Source organism: Methylobacterium trifolii, assembly GCF_022179685.1.
GTDB lineage: Bacteria > Pseudomonadota > Alphaproteobacteria > Rhizobiales > Beijerinckiaceae > Methylobacterium > Methylobacterium trifolii.
The window spans coordinates 1-18,958 of the sequence record NZ_BPRB01000029.1 but is presented as its reverse complement, the minus strand read 5'-3'; the positions used below and the strand labels follow the sequence as shown (position 1 = coordinate 18,958).

Sequence of the window (18,958 nt, the reverse complement as noted above, 5' to 3'; positions counted from 1 at the left end):
AGGCCCTCCTCCACGTCCGCCGCGTCGCCGAGTCGGACGTGGAGGAGGGCCTGACCTCGGACGAGCCGGACCTGGAGGAGGATCTCGATCCCCGTCCCCCCGTCGTCACGATCATGGGCCACGTCGACCACGGCAAGACCTCGCTGCTCGACGCCATCCGCAAGGAGAACGTGGTCGAGGGCGAGGCCGGCGGCATCACCCAGCACATCGGCGCCTACCAGGTGGCCTCGCCGTCCGGCGACATGATCACCTTCATCGACACCCCCGGCCACGCCGCCTTCACCTCGATGCGGGCGCGCGGCGCCAAGGTGACGGACATCGTCGTGCTCGTGGTGGCGGCCGACGACGGCGTGATGCCCCAGACCATCGAGGCGATCCAGCACGCCAAGGCGGCCGGCGTCCCCCTGATCCTGGCGATCAACAAGATCGACAAGCCCGACGCGAACCCGCAGCGGGTCCGCACCGAGCTGCTCCAGCACGACATCCAGGTCGAGTCGATGGGCGGCGAGACCCTGGAATTCGAGGTCTCGGCCAAGACCGGCGACGGCCTGCCCGACCTGCTGGAGGGCCTGCAGCTCCAGGCCGAGATCATGAACCTGCGCGCCAACGAGAAGCGCGACGGCGAGGGCACCGTGATCGAGGCCAAGCTCGACCGCGGCCGCGGCCCCGTGGCCACGGTTCTGGTGCAGCGCGGGACGCTCTTCACCGGCGACATCGTCGTGGCCGGTGCCGAGTGGGGCCGCGTGCGCGCCCTCATCGACGACCAGGGCGAGAACATCCAGTATGCCGGCCCGTCCGTGCCGGTGGAGGTGCTCGGCTTCAACGGCACGCCGGACGCCGGCGACCGGGTCGTCGTTGTGCCCAGCGAGGCGCGAGCCCGCGAGGTCACGGAATACCGCGCCCGGACCAAGCGCGAGCGCCAGAACGCCCGCACGGGCGGCGCCAACCGCTCGCTCGTGGACATGATGCGCGACCTCAAGGAGGGCGCCGGCCGCAAGGAACTGCCGGTGCTCATCAAGGGCGACGTGCAGGGCTCGGTCGAGGCGATCTCGGGCGCCCTGGAGAAGATCGGCAACGACGAGGTCTCGGCCCGCATCCTGCTCGCGGGCGTGGGCGGCATCACCGAGTCGGACGTCACCCTGGCGCAGGCCTCCAAGGCCTTCGTCATCGGCTTCAACGTGCGCGCCCACAAGGAAGCGCGCGAGGCGGCCGAGCGGGCCGGCGTCGAGATCCGCTACTACAACATCATCTACGACCTCGTGGACGACATCAAAGCCACCCTCTCGGGCATGCTGTCGCCGACCCTGCGCGAGGAGCGCCTGGGCGAAGCCTTCATCCAGGAGATCTTCGAGGTCTCGAAGGTCGGCAAGGTCGCCGGTTGCCGCGTCAGCGACGGCGTCGTCGAGCGCGGCGCCCATGTCCGCCTGATCCGCGACAGCGTGGTGATCCACGAGGGCAAGCTGAAGACGCTCAAGCGCTTCAAGGACGACGCGAAGGAAGTCACCTCCGGCCAGGATTGCGGCATGGCCTTCGAGAACTTCGAGAACATGCGCGCGGGCGACATCATCGAGTGCTACCGGGTCGAGGAGATCCGCCGCACCCTCTGAGCCTTCGCTCGGTCTCCGACACGGCGGCCGCGGCACCTGCCGCGGCCGTCCTTTTTTTGTACCCGTCCGCGCCGCAGCCCGGCGCCGGACAACGCAAAGCGCATGGCCCAGAAACCGAACCCGACCGGCCCGTCCCAGCGCCAGCAGCGCGTGGCCGAACTCGTGCGCCACGCTCTGGCCGAGGTGCTCCAGCGCGGCGACATCCAGGACCCGGTGCTCGGCTCCCACGTCGTGACCGTGCCGGAGGTGCGGATGTCGCCGGACCTGAAGCTCGCCACCGCCTACGTCATGCCGCTGGGCGGCCGGGACGAGGCGCCGGTGATCGCGGCGCTCGAGCGCAACCGCAAGGTCCTGCGCCAGGAGGTGGCCCGGCGGGTGAACCTGAAGTTCGCCCCCGAACTGCGCTTCCTCCGGGACGAGACCTTCGACGAGGCCGACCGGATCGACCGCCTCCTGCGCGACGACCGGGTCCGGCGCGACCTCGAACAGCCCGAGGGCGCGTCCGAACCGGACGCCTGAGCCGTGCATTGATCCCCGTGGGATCGGCACCAGACGACGCCGTCGACGCCCCGCGGGCCTGGGGCCTTCGCCCGCAGCGGCCGCCGTCGATACGAGCACCGACCGAGGTTTTGATGAACGACGTTCCCCCCGTTGAGCAGGCCCCCGTCCCGGTCCCGCCCGCGATGCGCCGCGCGGACACGCCCCGCCCGCCCCGCGGCGCGCCCCGGCCCGACCGGCCGAAGAAGCGCGACGTGTCCGGCTGGGTGATCCTCGACAAGGGCGTCGGCATGACCTCGACCCATGCGGTCGCGGTGGTCAAGCGCGCCTTCAACGCCAAGAAGGCGGGGCATGCCGGCACCCTCGATCCGCTGGCCTCGGGCATCCTGCCGATCGCGCTGGGCGAGGCGACCAAGACCGTCCCCTTCGTCATGGACGGCCGCAAGGCCTACCGCTTCACGGTCGCCTGGGGCGTGGAGACCGACACGGACGACGCCGAGGGCCGGCCCGTCGCGACGAGCGAGGCCCGCCCCGCCCGCGAGGCGGTGGAGGCCGCGCTGCCGGCCTTCGTCGGCGCCATCGAGCAGGTGCCGCCGCGCTATTCCGCGATCAAGATCCAGGGCGAGCGCGCCTACGACCTCGCCCGCGACGGCGAGGTGGTGGAACTGGCGGCCCGCCCGGTGCAGATCGACCGCCTGGCTGTGGCCGAGCACCACGGCGACCACACGGTGATCGAGGCCGAGTGCGGCAAGGGCACCTACGTCCGGGCGCTGGCGCGCGACCTCGGCCGCATGCTCGGCTGCTACGGCCACGTCTCGGCCCTGCGCCGCACCCGCGTCGGCCCGTTCTCGGAGGCCGAGGCCTGCGACGTCGCCGCCCTCGAGGCCGGCGGCCCCGACGGCAACGGCGCGCACCTGCGGCCGGTGGAGACGGCGCTCGACGCGATCGCCTCCGTGGCGGTCTCGCGCGACATGGCGTTGCGCCTGATGCGCGGCCAGCCGGTGATCCTGCGCGGGCGCGACGCCCCGGTGGAGGGCAAGATCTTCGCCACCTGCGGCGGCATCCTCGTGGCGGTCGGCGACGTGGAGCGGGGCGAGCTCGTGCCGCACCGGGTGTTCCACCTCGGCGGGACCAGCGCCGGCCGGATGGCCTGACCCTGTCGGGAATCCTCCAGGAACGATCGCTCCCGGCCCCGGTTGGCCAGCGGTAGCGGCCGGCGCAACGGCCCGCACGGATCGTCGGCGCCTCATGCACGAACTCAGCTACGACGTGGCGGTCATCGGGGCCGGCACGGCCGGCATCTCCGCCCACCGGGCCGCGACCGCGGCCGGCGCCCGCTCCGTCCTGATCGAGCAGGGGCCGGGGGGCACCACCTGCGCCCGCGTCGGCTGCATGCCCTCGAAGCTGCTGGCCGCGGCAGGCGCCCGTGCCCACGACGCGCGCCAGGCCGGCCTGTTCGGCGTGCGGGTGGCCGGCGTCTCGATCGACGGGCCGGCCGTGCTCGGCCGACTGCGGGCCGAGCGCGACCGCTTCGTGGCCGGCGTGTTCGCGGGCATGGATGCGCTCCCCGAAGACCAGCGCCTCGCGGGCCGCGCCCGCTTCCTCGACCCTGGCACGCTCACTGTGGGCGAAGATACGCGGGTGCGCTTCCGCGCCGCGGTGGTCGCCACCGGATCGAGCCCGGCCGTCCCGAAACCCCTGCGGGCGTTGGGAGACCGGGTGCTCACCACCGACACCGTGTTCGAGCTGCCGGACCTGCCGGCCTCCCTCGCCGTCCTCGGCGGCGGGCCGGTGGGCATCGAGATCGCCCAGGCGATGGCCCGCCTCGGGGTCGCGGTCAGCCTGTTCGACGTCGGGGCCTCCCTTGCCGGGCTGTCCGAGCCGGACCTGGTGGAGGCGGCCGCCCGCATCTTCGGTGCGGAACTCGACCTCCATCTGCAAACCGAGATCGCGGGCGCGCAGGCGGTGGGCGACGGCGTGCGCCTGTCCTGGACGGGGCCGGACGGCCGGCCTGCGACGGGGGATTTCTCGGCCGTGCTCGCCGCCACCGGCCGGCCGCCGAACCTGGAGGGGATCGGCCTCGCGCAGGCCGGGCTGACCCTCGGCGAGGACGGCCTGCCCGCCTTCGATGCCCGCAGCCTGGTCTGCGCCGGCGGCCCGATCCTGATCGCGGGCGACGCCAACGCCGCGCGGCCGGTGCTGCACGAGGCGAGCCGCCAGGGCGGAATCGCCGGCCGCAACGCCGCGGCACTCGCCGCCTCCGGCCGGATCGAGGCGCCCGAGCCCTGGACGCGGCTGGCGATGGTGTTCACCCATCCCCAGGCGGCCGTGGTCGGCGCGCCCTACGAGGCCGGGCCTTCCGGGGACCGGATCGTCGGTCGCATGGATTTCTCCGACCAGGGCCGGGCCCGCGTCGAGGGGGTCAACCACGGCGGCATCCGGATCTGGGCGGACGGGGCGGGCCGGCTGCTCGGGGGCGAGATGCTCGGGCCCGGCGTCGAGCACCTTGCCCACCTCCTGGCCTACGCGATCCAGGACGGACTCGACGCCCAGGCTATGGCCGAACGTCCGGTCTATCACCCCACGCTGGAGGAAGGCTTAGGCACCGCTTTGTCTCATATCGCACACAGGATCGACAAGATGCGCCGAGGCTCGATGCGATCGTGATGCCACGGCGTGCCCAGGCATGCGGGCCGAGCATTGCGCTCCGATGCCGGCACGGTCATACCGGACCGCAGATGAACCGGTTTCGTTCCTGAATGCCGCCGCCCGTTGCCGTCGGCGAGCCCGTCGATCTCGACGCCCTCGCTCCCGCCGACCTCGATCGGCTCGACGCGGGCGTGATCGGGCTCGATGCGGCCGGCGTCGTCCTGCTGTTCAGCGCCGGGGCGAGCACCCTCTGCGGCCTCTCGCCCGACGCCGTGCTGGGGCGCAACTACTTTCGCGAGGTGGTGCCGAGCGCCAACGTGCCGAGCTTCTTCGGCCGGTTCCTCGCCGGCACCCGGCGGTCCGACTTCGACGAGACCTTCGAGTTCGTGTTCGGCCGCCTGCCGCAGCCGATGCGCGCGCGGGTGCGGATGCTGCGGGGCCGGGAGCGCTACTGGCTGACCATCCAGCCGATGGAGAGCCTCGGGGCCGGCCAGTCCCGCGAGGCGGTGATCGCGGCCGTGGGCCGCCGGGCCCGGGCCGAGCCCGTCGACCCGAGCCTGTGCGAGCGCGAGCCGATCCACGTTCCGGGCTCGATCCAGCCGAACGCCGTGTTGCTGGCGGCCGATGCCGGCGACCTCGCGATCCTGGCCCACAGCACCAACGTGCAGGACATCCTCGCCGATTCCACCCTGTCCGTGGCGGGCCTGTCCCTGGATGCCGTGCTGCCGGCCGCCTTCGTGGACCTGATCCGCGCGCGGCTGGCCAGCGGCACCCTCGACGACGGCCGCTCCGTCCGCCGCGTCCTGACGCTCCCCGGCCGGACGACCACCTACCACACCGTCGCCCACGCCCATGCGGGCCGGGTGATCGTCGAGCTGGAACTGGCGCCGGACCGTCCGGAGGATTTCGGGATCGCGAGCCAGATCGATTCCGAACTCGCGGTCGGGCGCCTGCGGGCCGCCGGGACGCTCACCGGGGCCGCCCGGATCGCCGCCCTGGAGATCCGGGCGCTGACCGGCTTCGAATGCGTGCTGGTCTACCGCTTCGATCCGGACTGGAACGGCGAGGCCATCGCCGAGGACAAGGTGGCGGACTGGTCGCGCGCGCTCCTCGGCCTGCGCTTCCCGGCCTCCGACATCCCGGCCCAGGCGCGTGCCCTCTACACCCGGGCCAAGAGCCGCTTCGTGATCGACCGGGACTGCGTGCCCGTGCCCCTGGTCGCGGCGCCTTCCGCCGGGAACGGGCCGGTCGACCTCACCTTCGCCCAGAACCGCACCCTCTCGCCGATCCACCTGGAATACCAGCGCAACCTCGGCGTCGACGGCTCGATGTCGATCTCGATCATGGTCGAGGGCCGGCTCTGGGGCCTGATGATCGGCCATCACCGCCGCCCGCATTACGTGCCGCCTGAGACCCGCGCCGCCGCGACCGTCCTGACCGAGGCCTTCGCCATGCGGGTGCAGGAGATCGAGTCGCGCCGGCTCTGGGCCGAGCGGCAGGCCCATCTCGACACGGAAGCCCGCCTCGTGCGCGAGCTGACCCGCTCGGACGACTTCGTGGCCGCGCTCACCGCCGGCTCCGTGACCCTCCTCGACCTGTTCGGCGCGACGGGCGCGGGCATCGTCTCCGGCGACCGGATCACCCTGATCGGCCGCACCCCGCCGGCCTCGTGCGTGGGCGAGATCGCCGCCTGGCTGAAAGGGCGCCTCGCGCCCGGGGAGCCGGGCTATTCCAGCGACGCCTTCACCGCTGCCTTCCCCGCGGCCGCCCCCCATCGCGAGACCGCCAGCGGCTTGCTCGCCACCTTCGTCGACCTGTCGCGGGAGAACCTGCTGCTCTGGTTCCGGCCGGAGGTGGCCAGCACCGTGACCTGGAGCGGCGACCCGCGCAAACCCGTCCTCATCGGCAGCGGCCCGGTGGCGGTGCTGCCCCGGCGCTCCTTCGAGCGCTGGGTGGAGGAGCGCCGGGGCCACGCCACCCCCTGGGCCGAGTGGCAGGTGTCGCTGGCCGTCTCGCTCGCGCGCGCCGTCGAGGGCGTGGTCCTGCGCCAGCGCCGCAAGATCGACGAGCTGACGGGGCTGCTGGCCGAGAAGGAGAAGCTGCTGGCGCAGAAGGATATCCTGACCCGCGAGATCGACCACCGGGTCAAGAACTCCCTCCAGATCGTCTCGGCCTTCCTGCAGATGCAGCGCCGCCAGGTCACCGATCCCGCAGCGCGCCAGGCCTTCGCCGACACCTCGGCGCGGGTGATGAGCGTGGCGCGGGTGCACGACAGCCTGTACCAGGCCGAGACCATCGAGGAGGTCGACCTCGGCCAGACCATCGAGACCCTGTGCGCGGACCTGGCGGGCCTGGCCGGCGCGGGGCATGCCGTAGACCTCACGGCCGAGCCCGGCCTGATGGTGCCCTACCGCAAGGCGGTCGCCCTCTCCCTGATCGCCACGGAACTCGTGACCAACGCCTTCAAGTATGCGGGCAATCCCGCAGGCGGCGCCCGGGTCGCGGTCAGCGTCTCGGCGGCCGGCCCCGGCACCGTGCGCCTGCGGGTCTGCGACGACGGCGCGGGCCTGCCCGCGGACTGGGCCGAGCCCCGGGTCCCCGGCAAGGGCAAGGGTATGAGCAAGGGCAGCGGTCTCGGGATGAAGCTGATCCGGGCGATGCTCGACCAGATCAACGCCAGCCTCGAGGTCGCCAACGCCCCCGGGGCCTGTTTCACGATCACCGCATGACCCGCCCCGACGACACCCTGCACCGGCGCCTGCGCGCGGCCACCGCCCCCGCCCACGAGGGCCTGGAGCACGCCCTCGACTGGCAGGCCCGCGTCGCCACCCGGGCGGGCTATCGCGGCCTGCTCGTCCGCTTCTACGGGTTCCACGCCGCCTACGAGCCGGCCATCGCCGCCGCACTTGCCGACGACGCCTTCCTCGCCCCCCGCTTGCGGCTCGACGCCCTGGCGGCGGACCTGCGCCATCTCGGCCTGCCCGAGGACAGCCTCGCGGCCCTGCCCCGCCCCGATCCGGTCTTCCTCGCCGGGCCGGCGGCGGCGATGGGCGCCCTCTACGTGCTGGAGGGCTCCACGCTCGGCGGCCAGGTGATCGGCCGCCACATCGCGGCCCAGCACGGGATCACGGGGGACGGCCTCGCCTATTACCGGGCGCACGGCCCGCGGACAGGCGCCATGTGGGCGGCCTTCCGGGCGCGCCTCGACGCCTCCTCCGACGAGCCCGCAGGGGAAGAGGCCGTGACGGAATCGGCCATCGCCACCTTCGAGGCGATGCGGGCGTGGCTGTGCGAGGCGGACGCGGGCGAGCCGCGGCCGGCGCCCGGCGACCTCGCGATCCTGTCCAGCCGCTGATCCGGAACGCGTCGCCCGTCCCACCGATCTATACATCCGCCAGAGGGGGCGGTTGATCCGTCTACCGGAGCCGAGTTCTGTTGAAGCGGCGGGCGCGATGCTGTATGGAGCCGGCGTCTTTCCGGCCGGCCTGCGCGCGCGTTCGTGAGTCGCGCGCACCCGAATCCCCGGACGGACCGCCCTCGGACACCGTATCGACGCGTCGGCAAGCCGGTCCGCACGGACCGGCCGCCCCTCCCCTGAAACCGGGAGCGGCAGCGGCGACGGGGGCGTTCGCAACACGAGCCGCCGACGCACGGGCCTCCGCGGGGGCCGTTCAGGAGAGAGAATGACTGCTGGTACCGCTCTGCGCAGCGCACCGAGCCGCGACGATTTCGCGGCACTCCTGGAGGAGAGCTTCCTCCAGCACGAGATCACCGAAGGCTCCGTCGTCAAGGGTCGCGTCGTCGCGATCGAGAAGGACGTGGCCGTCATCGACATCGGCGCCAAGACGGAAGGCCGTGTCGCCCTCAAGGAATTCAACGGCCCCGGCCGTGAAGGCGAGCTCGCCGTCGGCGACGAGGTCGAGGTCTACGTCGACCGCATCGAGAACGCGCTCGGCGAGGCCGTCATCTCGCGCGACAAGGCGCGGCGCGAGGAGTCCTGGGTCAAGCTCGAGCGGTCCTTCGAGGCCAACGAGCGCGTCACCGGCACGATCTTCAACCAGGTCAAGGGCGGCTACACCGTCGACCTCGACGGCGCCGTGGCCTTCCTGCCGCGCTCGCAGGTCGACATCCGCCCCGTGCGCGACGTGACGCCCCTGCTCGGCACCCCGCAGCCCTTCCAGATCCTCAAGATGGATCGCCGCCGCGGCAACATCGTCGTCTCCCGCCGCACCGTGCTGGAAGAGAGCCGCGCCGAGCAGCGCTCCGAGCTGGTGGCCAACCTCGAAGAGGGCCAGGTCATCGACGGCGTCGTCAAGAACATCACCGAGTACGGCGCCTTCGTCGATCTCGGCGGCATCGACGGCCTGCTCCACGTCACCGACATGGCCTGGCGCCGGGTGAACCACCCGTCCGAGGTCGTGACCATCGGCCAGACGGTCAAGGTCAAGATCATCAAGATCAACCACGAGACGCACCGCATCTCGCTGGGCATCAAGCAGCTGCTCGCCGATCCGTGGGAGGGCATCGCCGCCCGCTACCCGGTGGACGCCAAGCTCAAGGGCCGCGTCACCAACATCACCGATTACGGCGCCTTCGTGGAGCTGGAGCCGGGGATCGAGGGCCTGATCCACGTCTCCGAGATGAGCTGGACCAAGAAGAACGTCCACCCCGGCAAGATCGTCTCCACCTCGCAGGAGGTGGAAGTGCAGATCCTCGAGGTCGATCCGGTCAAGCGCCGCATCTCGCTCGGTCTCAAGCAGACCCTGCAGAACCCGTGGGAGGCCTTCTCCGAGAAGCATCCCGTGGGCTCCGAGGTCGAGGGCGAGGTCAAGAACAAGACCGAGTTCGGCCTGTTCATCGGCCTCGAGGGCGACGTCGACGGCATGGTCCACCTCTCGGACCTCGACTGGCAGCGCCCCGGCGAGCAGGTGATCGAGGAGTTCAAGAAGGGCGACATGGTCAAGGCGCAGGTTCTCGACGTCGACGTCGAGAAGGAGCGCATCTCGCTGGGCATCAAGCAGGTCGGCTCCGACCCGTTCACCGAGGCCGGCGACGTCAAGAAGGGCCAGATCGTCACCTGCGAAGTCACCGAGGTGAAGGATTCCGGCGTCGAGGTGAAGATCGTCGACACCGACCTGACCACCTTCGTGCGCCGGGCGGAGCTCGCCCGCGACCGTGGCGACCAGCGTCCCGAGCGCTTCGCGGCCGGCGAGAAGTTCGACGCCCGCGTGGTCCAGTTCGACCGCAAGGCCCGTCGCGTCCAGGTCTCCATCAAGGCGCTCGAAGTCGCCGAGGAGAAGGAGGCGATGGCCCAGTTCGGTTCGGCCGATTCGGGCGCCTCGCTCGGCGACATCCTCGGCGCGGCCTTCAAGAAGGCCCGCACCGACGACGAAGACGAGAAGTAATCTTCCGGGATTCGCCGCCCGGTTGTGCCGGGCGGCGGCCTTGAGATTCCGAACCCGCGCGGGACACACCTCCCGCGCGGGTTTTTTTCTGTCCTCCCGCCCTGCCCTCCTCCCGCTCGCGGCGCCGGGCCGGGCGCGGCATTTTCTTGGCGGGACCCGGTATCCACCCCTGCCGGAAATGCTCTAGAACACCGCTCGCAGGTGCCGGCCCCGGCCGACGAACCCAGGACTGACAAGGACTTGGGGCTCGCTCCGGGGGCTTGATCTGGACCGGAGACCGGGTGCAAACCGTCGCCGGGTGTGACAGGCTTGCGAACGCCCGCCGCCGGACCTGAGGCAGGCGGGCCAAGCAAGAACGGCCGGCGCGACAAGCCGGAACAGCGAGGGAGACACCATCGCATGGCCGCTGACGCCGAACTCCTGATCGACCGGCGCCGCCTGCGCCGCAGGTTGTCCCTGTGGCGGGTGCTCGGGATCGGTGGGCTGATCGTGGCCCTGGGCGCCGTGGGCTACCGGGTCCGCTCCGGCACCGAGGGTCTGGGCTTCGGCGCGGTCCGCCCGCAGATCGCCCGCATCTCGATCTCCGGTTTCATCGCCGGCAGCGAGGCCACCGCCAAACTGATGAAGCGCGTGGGCGAGTCCTCGGCCGTGCAGGGCGTCGTGGTCTCGATCAACTCCCCCGGCGGCACCACCACCGGCTCGGAGGAGCTGTTCCGCAACCTGCGGGCGCTGGCCGCCAAGAAGCCGATCGTCGCCTTCGTCGACGGCACCGCCGCCTCGGGGGCCTACATCACCGCCATCGCCGCCGACCACATCGTCGCCCGCGAGACGGCGCTCGTCGGCTCCATCGGCGTGCTGTTCCAGTATCCGGACCTGTCGGGCCTCCTCGACAAGGTCGGCGTCAAGGTCGAATCCGTGAAGTCCTCGCCCCTGAAGGCCGAGCCCTCGGGCTTCACCCCGACCTCGCCGGAGGCCCGCGCGGCGCTGGCGGCCGTCGTCGGCGACACCTACGCCTGGTTCAAGGGCCTGGTGGCCGAGCGGCGCGGGATGGATGCGGGCCAGGTCGCCACGGTCTCCGACGGGCGGGTGTTCAGCGGCCGGCAGAGCGTGCCCCTGAAGCTCGTGGACGAACTCGGCAGCGAGCGGCAGGCGGTGGCCTGGCTGGAGAGCGCCCGCAACGTGCCCAAGGACCTGCCGGTGACCGACTGGAAGCCGAAGGCCGACAACGGCTTCTCCCTCTGGTCGGCACTCGGCCTCGGGGCGGACCTCCTCGGCTTCGAGGACCTCTCGGCCCGGCTCGCCCGGATCGGCGGCGAGGCGCAGGCGGCGGCCCAGGGCGGCCTCCTCGTCCTCTGGCGCCCGGCGCCCGAGACCGCGCCCTGACTCTGGCGTCCGAACAGACTTGGCGCCCGACCCGACCCGTGCCGATTCCGCGAGAAGACCGAACCCCATGATCAAGTCGGAGCTCGTCCTCAAGATCGCCGAGCAGAACCCGCACCTCTACCAGCGGGACGTCGAGGTCCTGGTCAACGCGATCCTCGACACCATCGCCGACGCGCTCGCCCGCGGCGACCGGGTGGAGCTGCGCGGCTTCGGTGCCTTCTCGGTCAAGCGCCGCGAGGCGCGGCGCGGGCGCAACCCGCGCACGGGTGCGGCCGTTGCCGTCTCCGAGAAGGCCATCCCCGTGTTCAAGACGGGCAAGGAGATGCGCCTGCGCCTCAACGAGGCCGGGATCGGCGAGGACGCGCAGGCCAGCGCGTAATAGCCCGAAAACGCGATGCTGGCCTCAACAGGCGAAGCGCTGGCAAGCCGACGCTTCGCCTGTTGAGGTTCTCGAGAAGACGCAGGTTCCTGTCGCAAAACCGGTGGCCACTTTTGCGAAACCTGCCTAGGAGACGATGATGGTCCGCTTCCTCAAGGGTCTGGTGCTGCTGCCGGTCGCGATCCTCGTGATCCTGCTGGCGGTGGCCAACCGCGAGGCCGTGCGCCTCTCCTTCGATCCGTTCTCCCCCGACCTGCCCGTCTTCAGCCTGACGCTGCCACTCTACGCCATCCTGTTCGGCGCGGTGGCGGTCGGCATCCTGGTGGGCGGCGTCTTCACCTGGCTCGGCCAGGGGCGCACCCGCCGCGTCGCCCGCCACCGCGGCCGCGAGGTCCGCCGCCTGGAGGGCGAGACCGAGCGCCTGCGGGCCTACGCCCCCGAGCGCGAGGCCGCCGTCCAGCGCCCCGGCCCGGCCCGCACCGCCCTCCCCGCTCCGCGCTAGGCCGCGCCCATCTCCTCCTCCCCCTTGTGGGGAGGGGAAACACGGTCTGGAACAGAGAGTCATCAGGCCTCGGTCCATGCACGCGTCTGCGCAAAGCCTCACCATCAAGATCTGCGGGTTGAGCACGCCCGGGACCTTGGCGGCGGCCCTCGATGCGGGCGCCGACTGGATCGGCCTCGTGCATTTTCCCCGGAGCCCGCGCCATGTCGGGTGGGACACGGCCCGCGCCCTCTCCGCCCAGGCCCGCGGCCGGGCGCAGCGCGTCGTCCTGCTCGTCGATCCCGACGATGCCGAGTTGGACGCCGCCCTGGAGGCCGTCGACCCCGATCTGGTCCAGCTCCACGGGAGCGAGAGCCCGGAGCGCGTTTCCATGATCCGGGCGCGGGCCGGCCGGCCGGTGATGAAGGCCCTGGGCATCGGCACGGCCGCGGATCTCGCCCGCATCCCGGCCTATGCCCGCGCCGCCGACCGCCTGCTCCTCGACGCCAAGGCGCCGGCCGGCGCGTCCCTCCCCGGCGGCAACGGGCGGGCCTTCGACTGGGACGTCCTGGCCGGCGCCGACCTGCCGGCGGGCTGGATGCTGTCGGGCGGCCTCACTCCCGAGACCGTGGCCGAGGCGCTGGCGCGCACGGGAGCCACGGCCATCGACGTCTCGTCCGGCGTCGAATCCGCCCCCGGCGTGAAGGAGCCCGCGCGCATCGCGGCCTTCGTGGCCGCCGCCCGCGGGCGCTGATCCTCAGGCCGGCGGGCGACCGACCAGGGCGGGCGCGGCGTTGGTGCGCTCCGGGAACAGGCGCTGGAGGTCGCGCAGCTTCGGCGCGTCATTGGCCGCGATGTAGGGGTGGTTCGGATGGGCCGCCATGAAGTCCTGGTGGTAGGCCTCCGCCGGGTAGAAGGCCGCCCCCGGCTCGATCGTCGTGGCGATGGGCCGGCCGTAGAGCCTGGCCGCGTCGAGCTGGGCGACGTAGGCCCCGGCCACCCGCGCCTGCTCCGCATCCCGGGGGAACAGGGCCGAGCGGTATTGCCGGCCCGTGTCGGGGCCCTGCCGGTTCACCGCGGTCGGGTCGAGGGCGACCGAGAAGAAGATGCGCAGCACCTCGTCGTAGCGGATCACGGCCGGGTCGTAGGTGATCTCGACGGCCTCCGCATGGCCGGTGCCGCCGCTGCTGACGCTGGCGTAGTCGGCGTCCGTCTGGCTGCCGCCGGCATAGCCCGAGACGGCCCGGCTCACGCCGCGCACGTGCTGGAACACCCCCTGCACGCCCCAGAAGCAGCCCCCCGCCACGATCGCGCTGCGCAGGTGCCCGGGCTCCTGCGCGACCGCTGCGGCCTCCGGCAGGCGCCGCGCCGGCTCCTCCGCGAAGGCGCGCCATTGCGGAAGCGCCACGGCCGACAGCAGGCCGAGGCCTGCCGCCGCCAGGATCAGGGGCCGAAGCCTGCCGGCCGTCCTCTGGGTTGGTTGGGTCATGGGAGCCCTCGCGTCTCGCATCGGTTCTTGGGTCCGCCCCGGAGGACGGGGCGGGATCAGGCGGCGTGGAAGCGGAGCGCCGCCCCGTTCATGCAGTAGCGCAGGCCCGTGGGCTTGGGCCCGTCCTCGAAGACGTGGCCGAGATGGCCGCCGCAGCGGGCGCAATGCACCTCGGTGCGCGTGGTGCCGTAGCTCCGGTCGGTGTCGGTGCCGACCGCGCCGGGCAGGGGCGCGTAGAAGCTCGGCCAGCCGGTCCCGCTGTCGAACTTGGTCTCGGAGGCGAACAGGGCCTGGTCGCAGCCGGCGCAGGCGAAGCGCCCCGGCCGCTTCTCCCGGTCGAGGGGGCTCGTGCCCGCCCGCTCCGTGCCGTGGCCGCGCAGGATCGCGTAGGCGTCGGGGCTCAGCTCGGCCCGCCAGGCCGCGTCGCTCTTCACGACCGGGAACGCCTCGGCCCGTGCTCCGGTCGCGCGCAGGCCCGCGAACAGCCCGAGGAGCGAGGCGCCTGCGGCAAAGGTCTGACGGCGGTTCATGGACATCTCTCCCGGCACATACGTCCCCGATCGATTCGCTGGGCGGCCTGCGCGGTTACAGGCGCCCTCCGGTCGCACCACCGGCGGCACGCCGCATTGCGGCGCCGGGCGTAGGGGACTAGTCACCGGGACAACGCCTGCTACTTCACGAAGGACCCGTCCCCGTGACCATCGCCCCCACCCCGAACTCGTTCCGCACCGGCCCCGACGAGCGCGGCCGCTTCGGCATCTTCGGCGGCCGCTTCGTGGCCGAGACCCTGATGCCGCTGATCCTCGACCTGGAGGCCGCCTACGAGGCCGCCAAGGCCGACCCGTCCTTCAAGGCGGAGATGGACGGCTACCTCAAGCACTATGTCGGCCGGCCGAGCCCCCTCTACGAGGCCGAGCGCCTCGCCGAGTTTCTCCGCGCGAAGGCGCCGGCGGGCCAGGGCGCGCGAATCTTCTTCAAGCGCGAGGAGCTGAATCACACCGGCTCGCACAAGGTGAACAACGTGCTGGGCCAGATCATGCTCGCCCGGCGCATGGGCAAGCCCCGCATCATCGCCGAGACGGGCGCGGGCCAGCACGGGGTCGCCACGGCGACCTTGTGCGCCCGCTTCGGCCTGAAATGCGTGGTCTACATGGGCGCCGTCGACGTGGCGCGCCAGGCGCCCAACGTCTTCCGCATGAAGATGCTCGGGGCCGAGGTGATCCCGGTCGAGTCCGGCACCAAGACCCTCAAGGACGCGATGAACGAGGCCCTGCGCGACTGGGTCACCAACGTCGCCGACACCTTCTACTGCATCGGCACCGTGGCCGGGCCCCACCCCTACCCGGCGATGGTGCGCGACTTCCAGTCGATCATCGGCCACGAGACCAGGGCGCAGATGCTGGAGGCCGAGGGCCGCCTGCCCGATTCGCTGATCGCCTGCATCGGCGGCGGCTCGAACGCCATGGGCCTGTTCCACCCCTTCCTCGACGACCGCGAGGTCGAGATCTTCGGGGTCGAGGCCGCCGGCCACGGGGTCTCGTCCGGCCTGCACGCGGCCTCGCTCACCGGCGGCAAGCCGGGGGTGCTGCACGGCAACCGCACCTACCTGCTGATGGACGGCGACGGCCAGATCTCGGACGCGCATTCGATCTCGGCGGGGCTGGACTATCCCGGCATCGGCCCCGAGCACGCCTGGCTGCACGAGGCCGGCCGCGTCACCTACCTCTCGGCCACCGATGCCGAGACCCTGGAGGCGTTCAAGCTCTGCGCGCTGCTGGAGGGCATCATCCCGGCCCTGGAGCCGGCCCATGCGCTCGCCAAGGTGCTGGAGATCGCCCCGTCGAAGCCGGCCGACCACCTGATGGTGCTCAACCTCTCCGGCCGCGGCGACAAGGACATCCCCCAGGTCGCCGAGATCTTCGGGACGCGGCTTTAGATTTCCGGGTCGCAGGGCGGTCCGGGGGCGTTGACAGCGGAAGGCCGGTTTCCCTATATCGCGCTCTCCGAACGGCCCCTGTCTCCGCAGGCGGCCTCGGCCTGGGGCGGGGTAGCTCAGCTGGTTAGAGCAGAGGAATCATAATCCTCGTGTCGGGGGTTCGAGTCCCTCTCCCGCTACCACCTAAACTCTTGTAATTCATAAGCTTTTTCCCAAAGCTTTGATGCGGTTGCGTTCGGTTTGACATTTTCAGCACGCGGGTTTGACAACCTTCGTGCTGCGTTTGTTCAATTCGGCCTCGAAAGAGGCGACCACGCCGCGCATTTTCGGTCGAAGATCAGCGCCCTTGGCGTAGTGCCGGGCCATCTCGATCGTCTTCTGTCCAAGCGCGTCGGCGATCGTGCGTTCGTCCCATCCGATCTCGCGGAGAATCACCGCCACGGTGTGACGAAGGCCGTAGAGTGTCAGCGCCGGTCCGACACCGCCGGCGGCCTCTAAGCGCATGCGGATGGGGCGCCAAGACGCGCGAAACCCGGACAGGGTCCAAGGTTTGCCCGTGGAGTTCGCGCAGAGGGTTGGAGCTGTGTGGAGCGGGGCGGTGTCGAGAATCGCCGCCAGTGGGGCCGGAACGGGCCAGAATACCGGCTCGCCGGTCTTAGCCCGCCGGGTCGCTATCTCGCCCTCTCGATAGAAGCTCCTGGGCAGCGTCAGAGCATCTTTTGGACCGAGGCCGGTGTACATCATGAGGGCGAGGCCCGGCCGCATGTGCGCAGGCGCGGCCTCGATCACCGATTCGCGCTCGGCATCGCTCCACGGTCGATTGCGCTCAGGCGCACCCTTCTGGCGCCGGATGTCTTTGATGCCTGCGGCGGGATTGGCGGCGATGTGACCGCGCTCCGAACCCCATCCGAAGATGATCGAGAGCACCGCCTTGACGTAGTTGCCGAAGCGTCGGCCCTTCTTTTCGGCCGCGCGGTCGCGGATGCGCACCACCAACGGCCGGTTGAAGGTCGCGAGCGGCGTGTCCGCGATCGGTTTCAGATAGTCGAAAATCTTCTGGTAATCGGCGCGCGTTTGCGCTGCCAAGTCGAGGAAAACCGCGTGGCCGCGGTACAGCTCGATCAGCTTGCCGAGCGTGCCCGGCTTGGGAGCAGCCGCTTCGGACAGGGCAGCGATTCGTGCGCACTCGGCGAAAAACTCGGCGGAGCCGATCGGCGCTTTCCCGAGGTCGATCGCCTGGCGGCTCTTGCGGTGGTAGCAGCGCTGCCGGCCATGCCGGTCGATGAAGATTTGAAAGCCCTTTACCCGGACGATGGTCATCCGAGCCTCGCAAGGATGGCGTCGTGGTCGGACGCGTCGCCACCCTTCAAGCCCTCGATCCAGCGGTCGAGGTCCTGCACGTCCCACAGGCGATCACCGTCCGCCATCTCGACGGGACGGACCGGGCACTGAGCCTCGAACTTCTTGAGAGTGCGACGGCAATAGTGCGCCGCCTCGGCCCGCGTCAGGAGACGGAAGGGCTGAACGCGAAGATTAAGAGTGGCGCTCGCCATGGCCTGAACTCGTGAAAGGAAAAGGTGCGGCCTTGTTCGATTGTCCCCCATGTTCATGATGCGGGCAGGGATCGAACTGTTCGTTGTTGGACTGGCCGCGTCGCCCTCAGCTGCGCCCGCAAGCCCTGAATTACTGAATGAAGCCGTTGAGACGGATGCGGGCCGCCACAGCGTTACCGAGGGCGGCCGTCGCCGCGACACCGATCAGAGTGTTTCCCGCTGCCGTCGTGGAAACTGTCTTGGTGGCGTCGTTCCAGTAGAGCTTTCCCCCGATGGCCGGGGTATCGCCGCCAACTTTGGGAAGGTCGCGCACGCCGCCCGTCACGATCTCGACCGGGGCGCCCTGCGCAGCCGCGTAGGCCGCCACGCCGAACAGCGAGCCCACCAGAACACCGCCGCCGGACGCCACGGAATAGGGAGCGGGAACGGTCATCACGTTCCCGTCCTGAACAAAGTTCTTCATCGTCAGAAACCTTTCGAAGATGAAAGGCGGATTGTCGTGATCCTGCCGTTCGATTGTATAGAGAGGCGCCGTTCGACATCGGCGATGGCTGCGGCAAGTTCGGCGTCAGACCGGAATTTGGTTTCCTGGCCTTCGATCGACACGCTGAATATGCCGTTGCTTCGGAGGTGGCGCAGCTTTGAAAGCTGCGCCTGCAGATCGGAGATCGTTTCCACGGATCAAGCGCCGGCGTTGCGATACCAGCCGCGGTGGTCGACAAAGCCGCCGCCGAAGTCCAAGCGGACCCGGATGCGCATGCCGTCGACGGTGAACCCAAGTTCGCTGGTGAGTTGCGGCCCGGCCTCACCTTCGAGGTAGGCGTATTCGAGCCCGTCGATCTCCGCCGGGTCGGCAACGATGTGCCAGGATCCGTCGTCGATTCGCGGGTCGACCACCACAGACAGGAAGGTAAAGGCGTTGCCGTCGCCGATCTTCGTCGCCTGCACGGCCGTGATCGCCTTCTCCGCCTCCGTCTCCCGGTCGGCACCGACGAGCAGATACTTCGGCGTCACCGAGATCAGCTCGCCCTGTAGGCCGGCCTGCTTGCGAAGGGCGAGGCGTGCCGCCGAGAGGGCGTCCTGCGTGATCTTGGTTCCGGCCACCGCGAGGTTGCCGTGCGAGGCGTGGAACAGCGGGAGGCTGTCCGACATCGTCGGGTTGGACAGGAGCAGCTTGACGAGGAACTGCGCCTCGAACTGCGCCGAGGCGGTGCCGAGCCGGCGGGAGAGGTCGGCGAAGGCGCCGAGATCGTCGTTGACGAGCGCCTGCCGCGTCATGCCGATGATGCGGCCGAAGGTCGAGATCGCGTAGCTCTCCTGCGCCTCGGCCATCGCACCGGCTTTGAACTCACCATGCTCGTTGACCGGCTCCAAGGTCGGTGCGGCCGAGAATTGGATACGGTGCTTGGCGCGGAAGTCGCGGGCGGTGGTCTGTCGGCCGAGACGCTTCACGCCGGCCGGGGCGGCGCTATACGCCTCGCGCAAGGTCCGGCCCACCGTGTCGGCCAGCAACATCGGGAAGTCGCTCGTGCTCTGCAGGGCGCGGATGGCGTCATCACCCGCGCCCTGCAGAGCACG

At 70.9% G+C, this 18,958-nt stretch carries 19 protein-coding genes and 1 tRNA gene; 13 read left to right on the top strand and 7 right to left on the bottom strand.

Going from position 1 to position 18,958, the window contains the following annotated elements; translation table 11 throughout:
* The 11 genes from infB to COGEMETH_RS02370 form a co-directional block, all read left to right on the top strand.
* The coding region (gene infB, locus COGEMETH_RS02420) for a translation initiation factor IF-2 (protein WP_238181031.1) at nt 1–1,607 on the top strand (1,607 nt) is incomplete at its 5' end.
* 102 nt (nt 1,608–1,709) lie between these two features.
* Nucleotides 1,710–2,126, top strand: a complete 417-nt coding sequence (rbfA, locus tag COGEMETH_RS02415; RefSeq protein ID WP_238181030.1) for a 30S ribosome-binding factor RbfA — start codon at nt 1,710–1,712, stop codon at nt 2,124–2,126.
* 164 nt (nt 2,127–2,290) lie between these two features.
* Nucleotides 2,291–3,259 (top strand): tRNA pseudouridine(55) synthase TruB, encoded by a 969-nt coding sequence (gene truB, locus COGEMETH_RS02410; RefSeq protein WP_238181032.1) that lies wholly within the window; start codon nt 2,291–2,293, stop codon nt 3,257–3,259.
* A gap of 94 nt (nt 3,260–3,353) precedes the next feature.
* The gene (locus COGEMETH_RS02405) at nt 3,354–4,772 is read left to right on the top strand and encodes a dihydrolipoyl dehydrogenase (RefSeq protein ID WP_238181029.1); all 1,419 of its coding nucleotides are present in this window, start codon (nt 3,354–3,356) and stop codon (nt 4,770–4,772) included.
* A 92-nt stretch (nt 4,773–4,864) separates the two neighbouring features.
* Nucleotides 4,865–7,483, top strand: a complete 2,619-nt coding sequence (locus COGEMETH_RS02400) for a histidine kinase dimerization/phosphoacceptor domain -containing protein (RefSeq protein WP_238181028.1) — start codon at nt 4,865–4,867, stop codon at nt 7,481–7,483.
* Nucleotides 7,480–8,109: a biliverdin-producing heme oxygenase gene (locus tag COGEMETH_RS02395; RefSeq protein ID WP_238181027.1), complete on the top strand. Its 630-nt coding sequence runs from the start codon at nt 7,480–7,482 to the stop codon at nt 8,107–8,109. Before COGEMETH_RS02400 ends, COGEMETH_RS02395 begins: the two co-directional genes overlap by 4 nt.
* Before the next feature lie 328 nt (nt 8,110–8,437).
* On the top strand, nt 8,438–10,159 hold the full coding sequence (gene rpsA / locus COGEMETH_RS02390) for a 30S ribosomal protein S1 (protein WP_238181026.1): 1,722 nt from the start codon (nt 8,438–8,440) through the stop codon (nt 10,157–10,159).
* A gap of 399 nt (nt 10,160–10,558) precedes the next feature.
* Entirely contained in the window at nt 10,559–11,542 is a 984-nt protein-coding gene (gene sppA, locus COGEMETH_RS02385) for a signal peptide peptidase SppA (RefSeq protein WP_238181025.1), read from the top strand.
* A gap of 67 nt (nt 11,543–11,609) precedes the next feature.
* Nucleotides 11,610–11,921 carry an integration host factor subunit beta gene (gene ihfB / locus COGEMETH_RS02380; protein ID WP_238181024.1) on the top strand — a complete coding sequence of 104 codons (312 nt, stop codon included), beginning with the start codon at nt 11,610–11,612 and terminating at the stop codon, nt 11,919–11,921.
* A 139-nt stretch (nt 11,922–12,060) separates the two neighbouring features.
* Nucleotides 12,061–12,423: a lipopolysaccharide assembly protein LapA domain-containing protein gene (locus tag COGEMETH_RS02375; RefSeq protein WP_238181023.1), complete on the top strand. Its 363-nt coding sequence runs from the start codon at nt 12,061–12,063 to the stop codon at nt 12,421–12,423.
* Between the two features lie 76 nt (nt 12,424–12,499).
* Nucleotides 12,500–13,156, top strand: coding sequence for a phosphoribosylanthranilate isomerase (locus COGEMETH_RS02370; protein ID WP_238181022.1), 657 nt, complete (start codon nt 12,500–12,502; stop codon nt 13,154–13,156).
* Between the two features lie 3 nt (nt 13,157–13,159).
* On the opposite strand, the gene msrA is transcribed toward COGEMETH_RS02370, so the two are convergent.
* Together msrA and msrB are read right to left on the bottom strand one after the other, a co-directional pair.
* A complete protein-coding gene (gene msrA / locus COGEMETH_RS02365) occupies nt 13,160–13,891 on the bottom strand; it encodes a peptide-methionine (S)-S-oxide reductase MsrA (protein ID WP_238181021.1) in 732 nt (243 codons plus the stop codon).
* 56 nt (nt 13,892–13,947) lie between these two features.
* Nucleotides 13,948–14,421 (bottom strand): peptide-methionine (R)-S-oxide reductase MsrB, encoded by a 474-nt coding sequence (gene msrB / locus COGEMETH_RS02360; RefSeq protein ID WP_238181020.1) that lies wholly within the window; start codon nt 14,419–14,421, stop codon nt 13,948–13,950.
* A 164-nt stretch (nt 14,422–14,585) separates the two neighbouring features.
* Between msrB and trpB the strand changes: the two genes are divergently transcribed.
* Nucleotides 14,586–15,827 (top strand): tryptophan synthase subunit beta, encoded by a 1,242-nt coding sequence (gene trpB, locus COGEMETH_RS02355; protein ID WP_238181019.1) that lies wholly within the window; start codon nt 14,586–14,588, stop codon nt 15,825–15,827.
* A 105-nt stretch (nt 15,828–15,932) separates the two neighbouring features.
* Nucleotides 15,933–16,009, top strand: a tRNA-Met gene (locus COGEMETH_RS02350).
* Between the two features lie 67 nt (nt 16,010–16,076).
* On the opposite strand, the gene COGEMETH_RS02345 is transcribed toward COGEMETH_RS02350, so the two are convergent.
* The 5 genes from COGEMETH_RS02345 to COGEMETH_RS02325 form a co-directional block, all read right to left on the bottom strand.
* A complete protein-coding gene (locus tag COGEMETH_RS02345) occupies nt 16,077–17,147 on the bottom strand; it encodes a tyrosine-type recombinase/integrase (RefSeq protein WP_238181018.1) in 1,071 nt (356 codons plus the stop codon).
* Entirely contained in the window at nt 17,144–17,380 is a 237-nt protein-coding gene (locus tag COGEMETH_RS02340; protein ID WP_238181017.1) for a hypothetical protein, read from the bottom strand. Before COGEMETH_RS02340 ends, COGEMETH_RS02345 begins: the two co-directional genes overlap by 4 nt.
* Before the next feature lie 130 nt (nt 17,381–17,510).
* Nucleotides 17,511–17,843, bottom strand: a complete 333-nt coding sequence (locus tag COGEMETH_RS02335; RefSeq protein WP_238181016.1) for a DUF2190 family protein — start codon at nt 17,841–17,843, stop codon at nt 17,511–17,513.
* 2 nt (nt 17,844–17,845) lie between these two features.
* The gene (locus tag COGEMETH_RS02330) at nt 17,846–18,058 is read right to left on the bottom strand and encodes a phage head-tail joining protein (RefSeq protein WP_238181015.1); all 213 of its coding nucleotides are present in this window, start codon (nt 18,056–18,058) and stop codon (nt 17,846–17,848) included.
* A gap of 3 nt (nt 18,059–18,061) precedes the next feature.
* On the bottom strand, nt 18,062–18,958 hold an 897-nt coding region (locus tag COGEMETH_RS02325; RefSeq protein WP_444980406.1), incomplete at its 5' end, for a phage major capsid protein.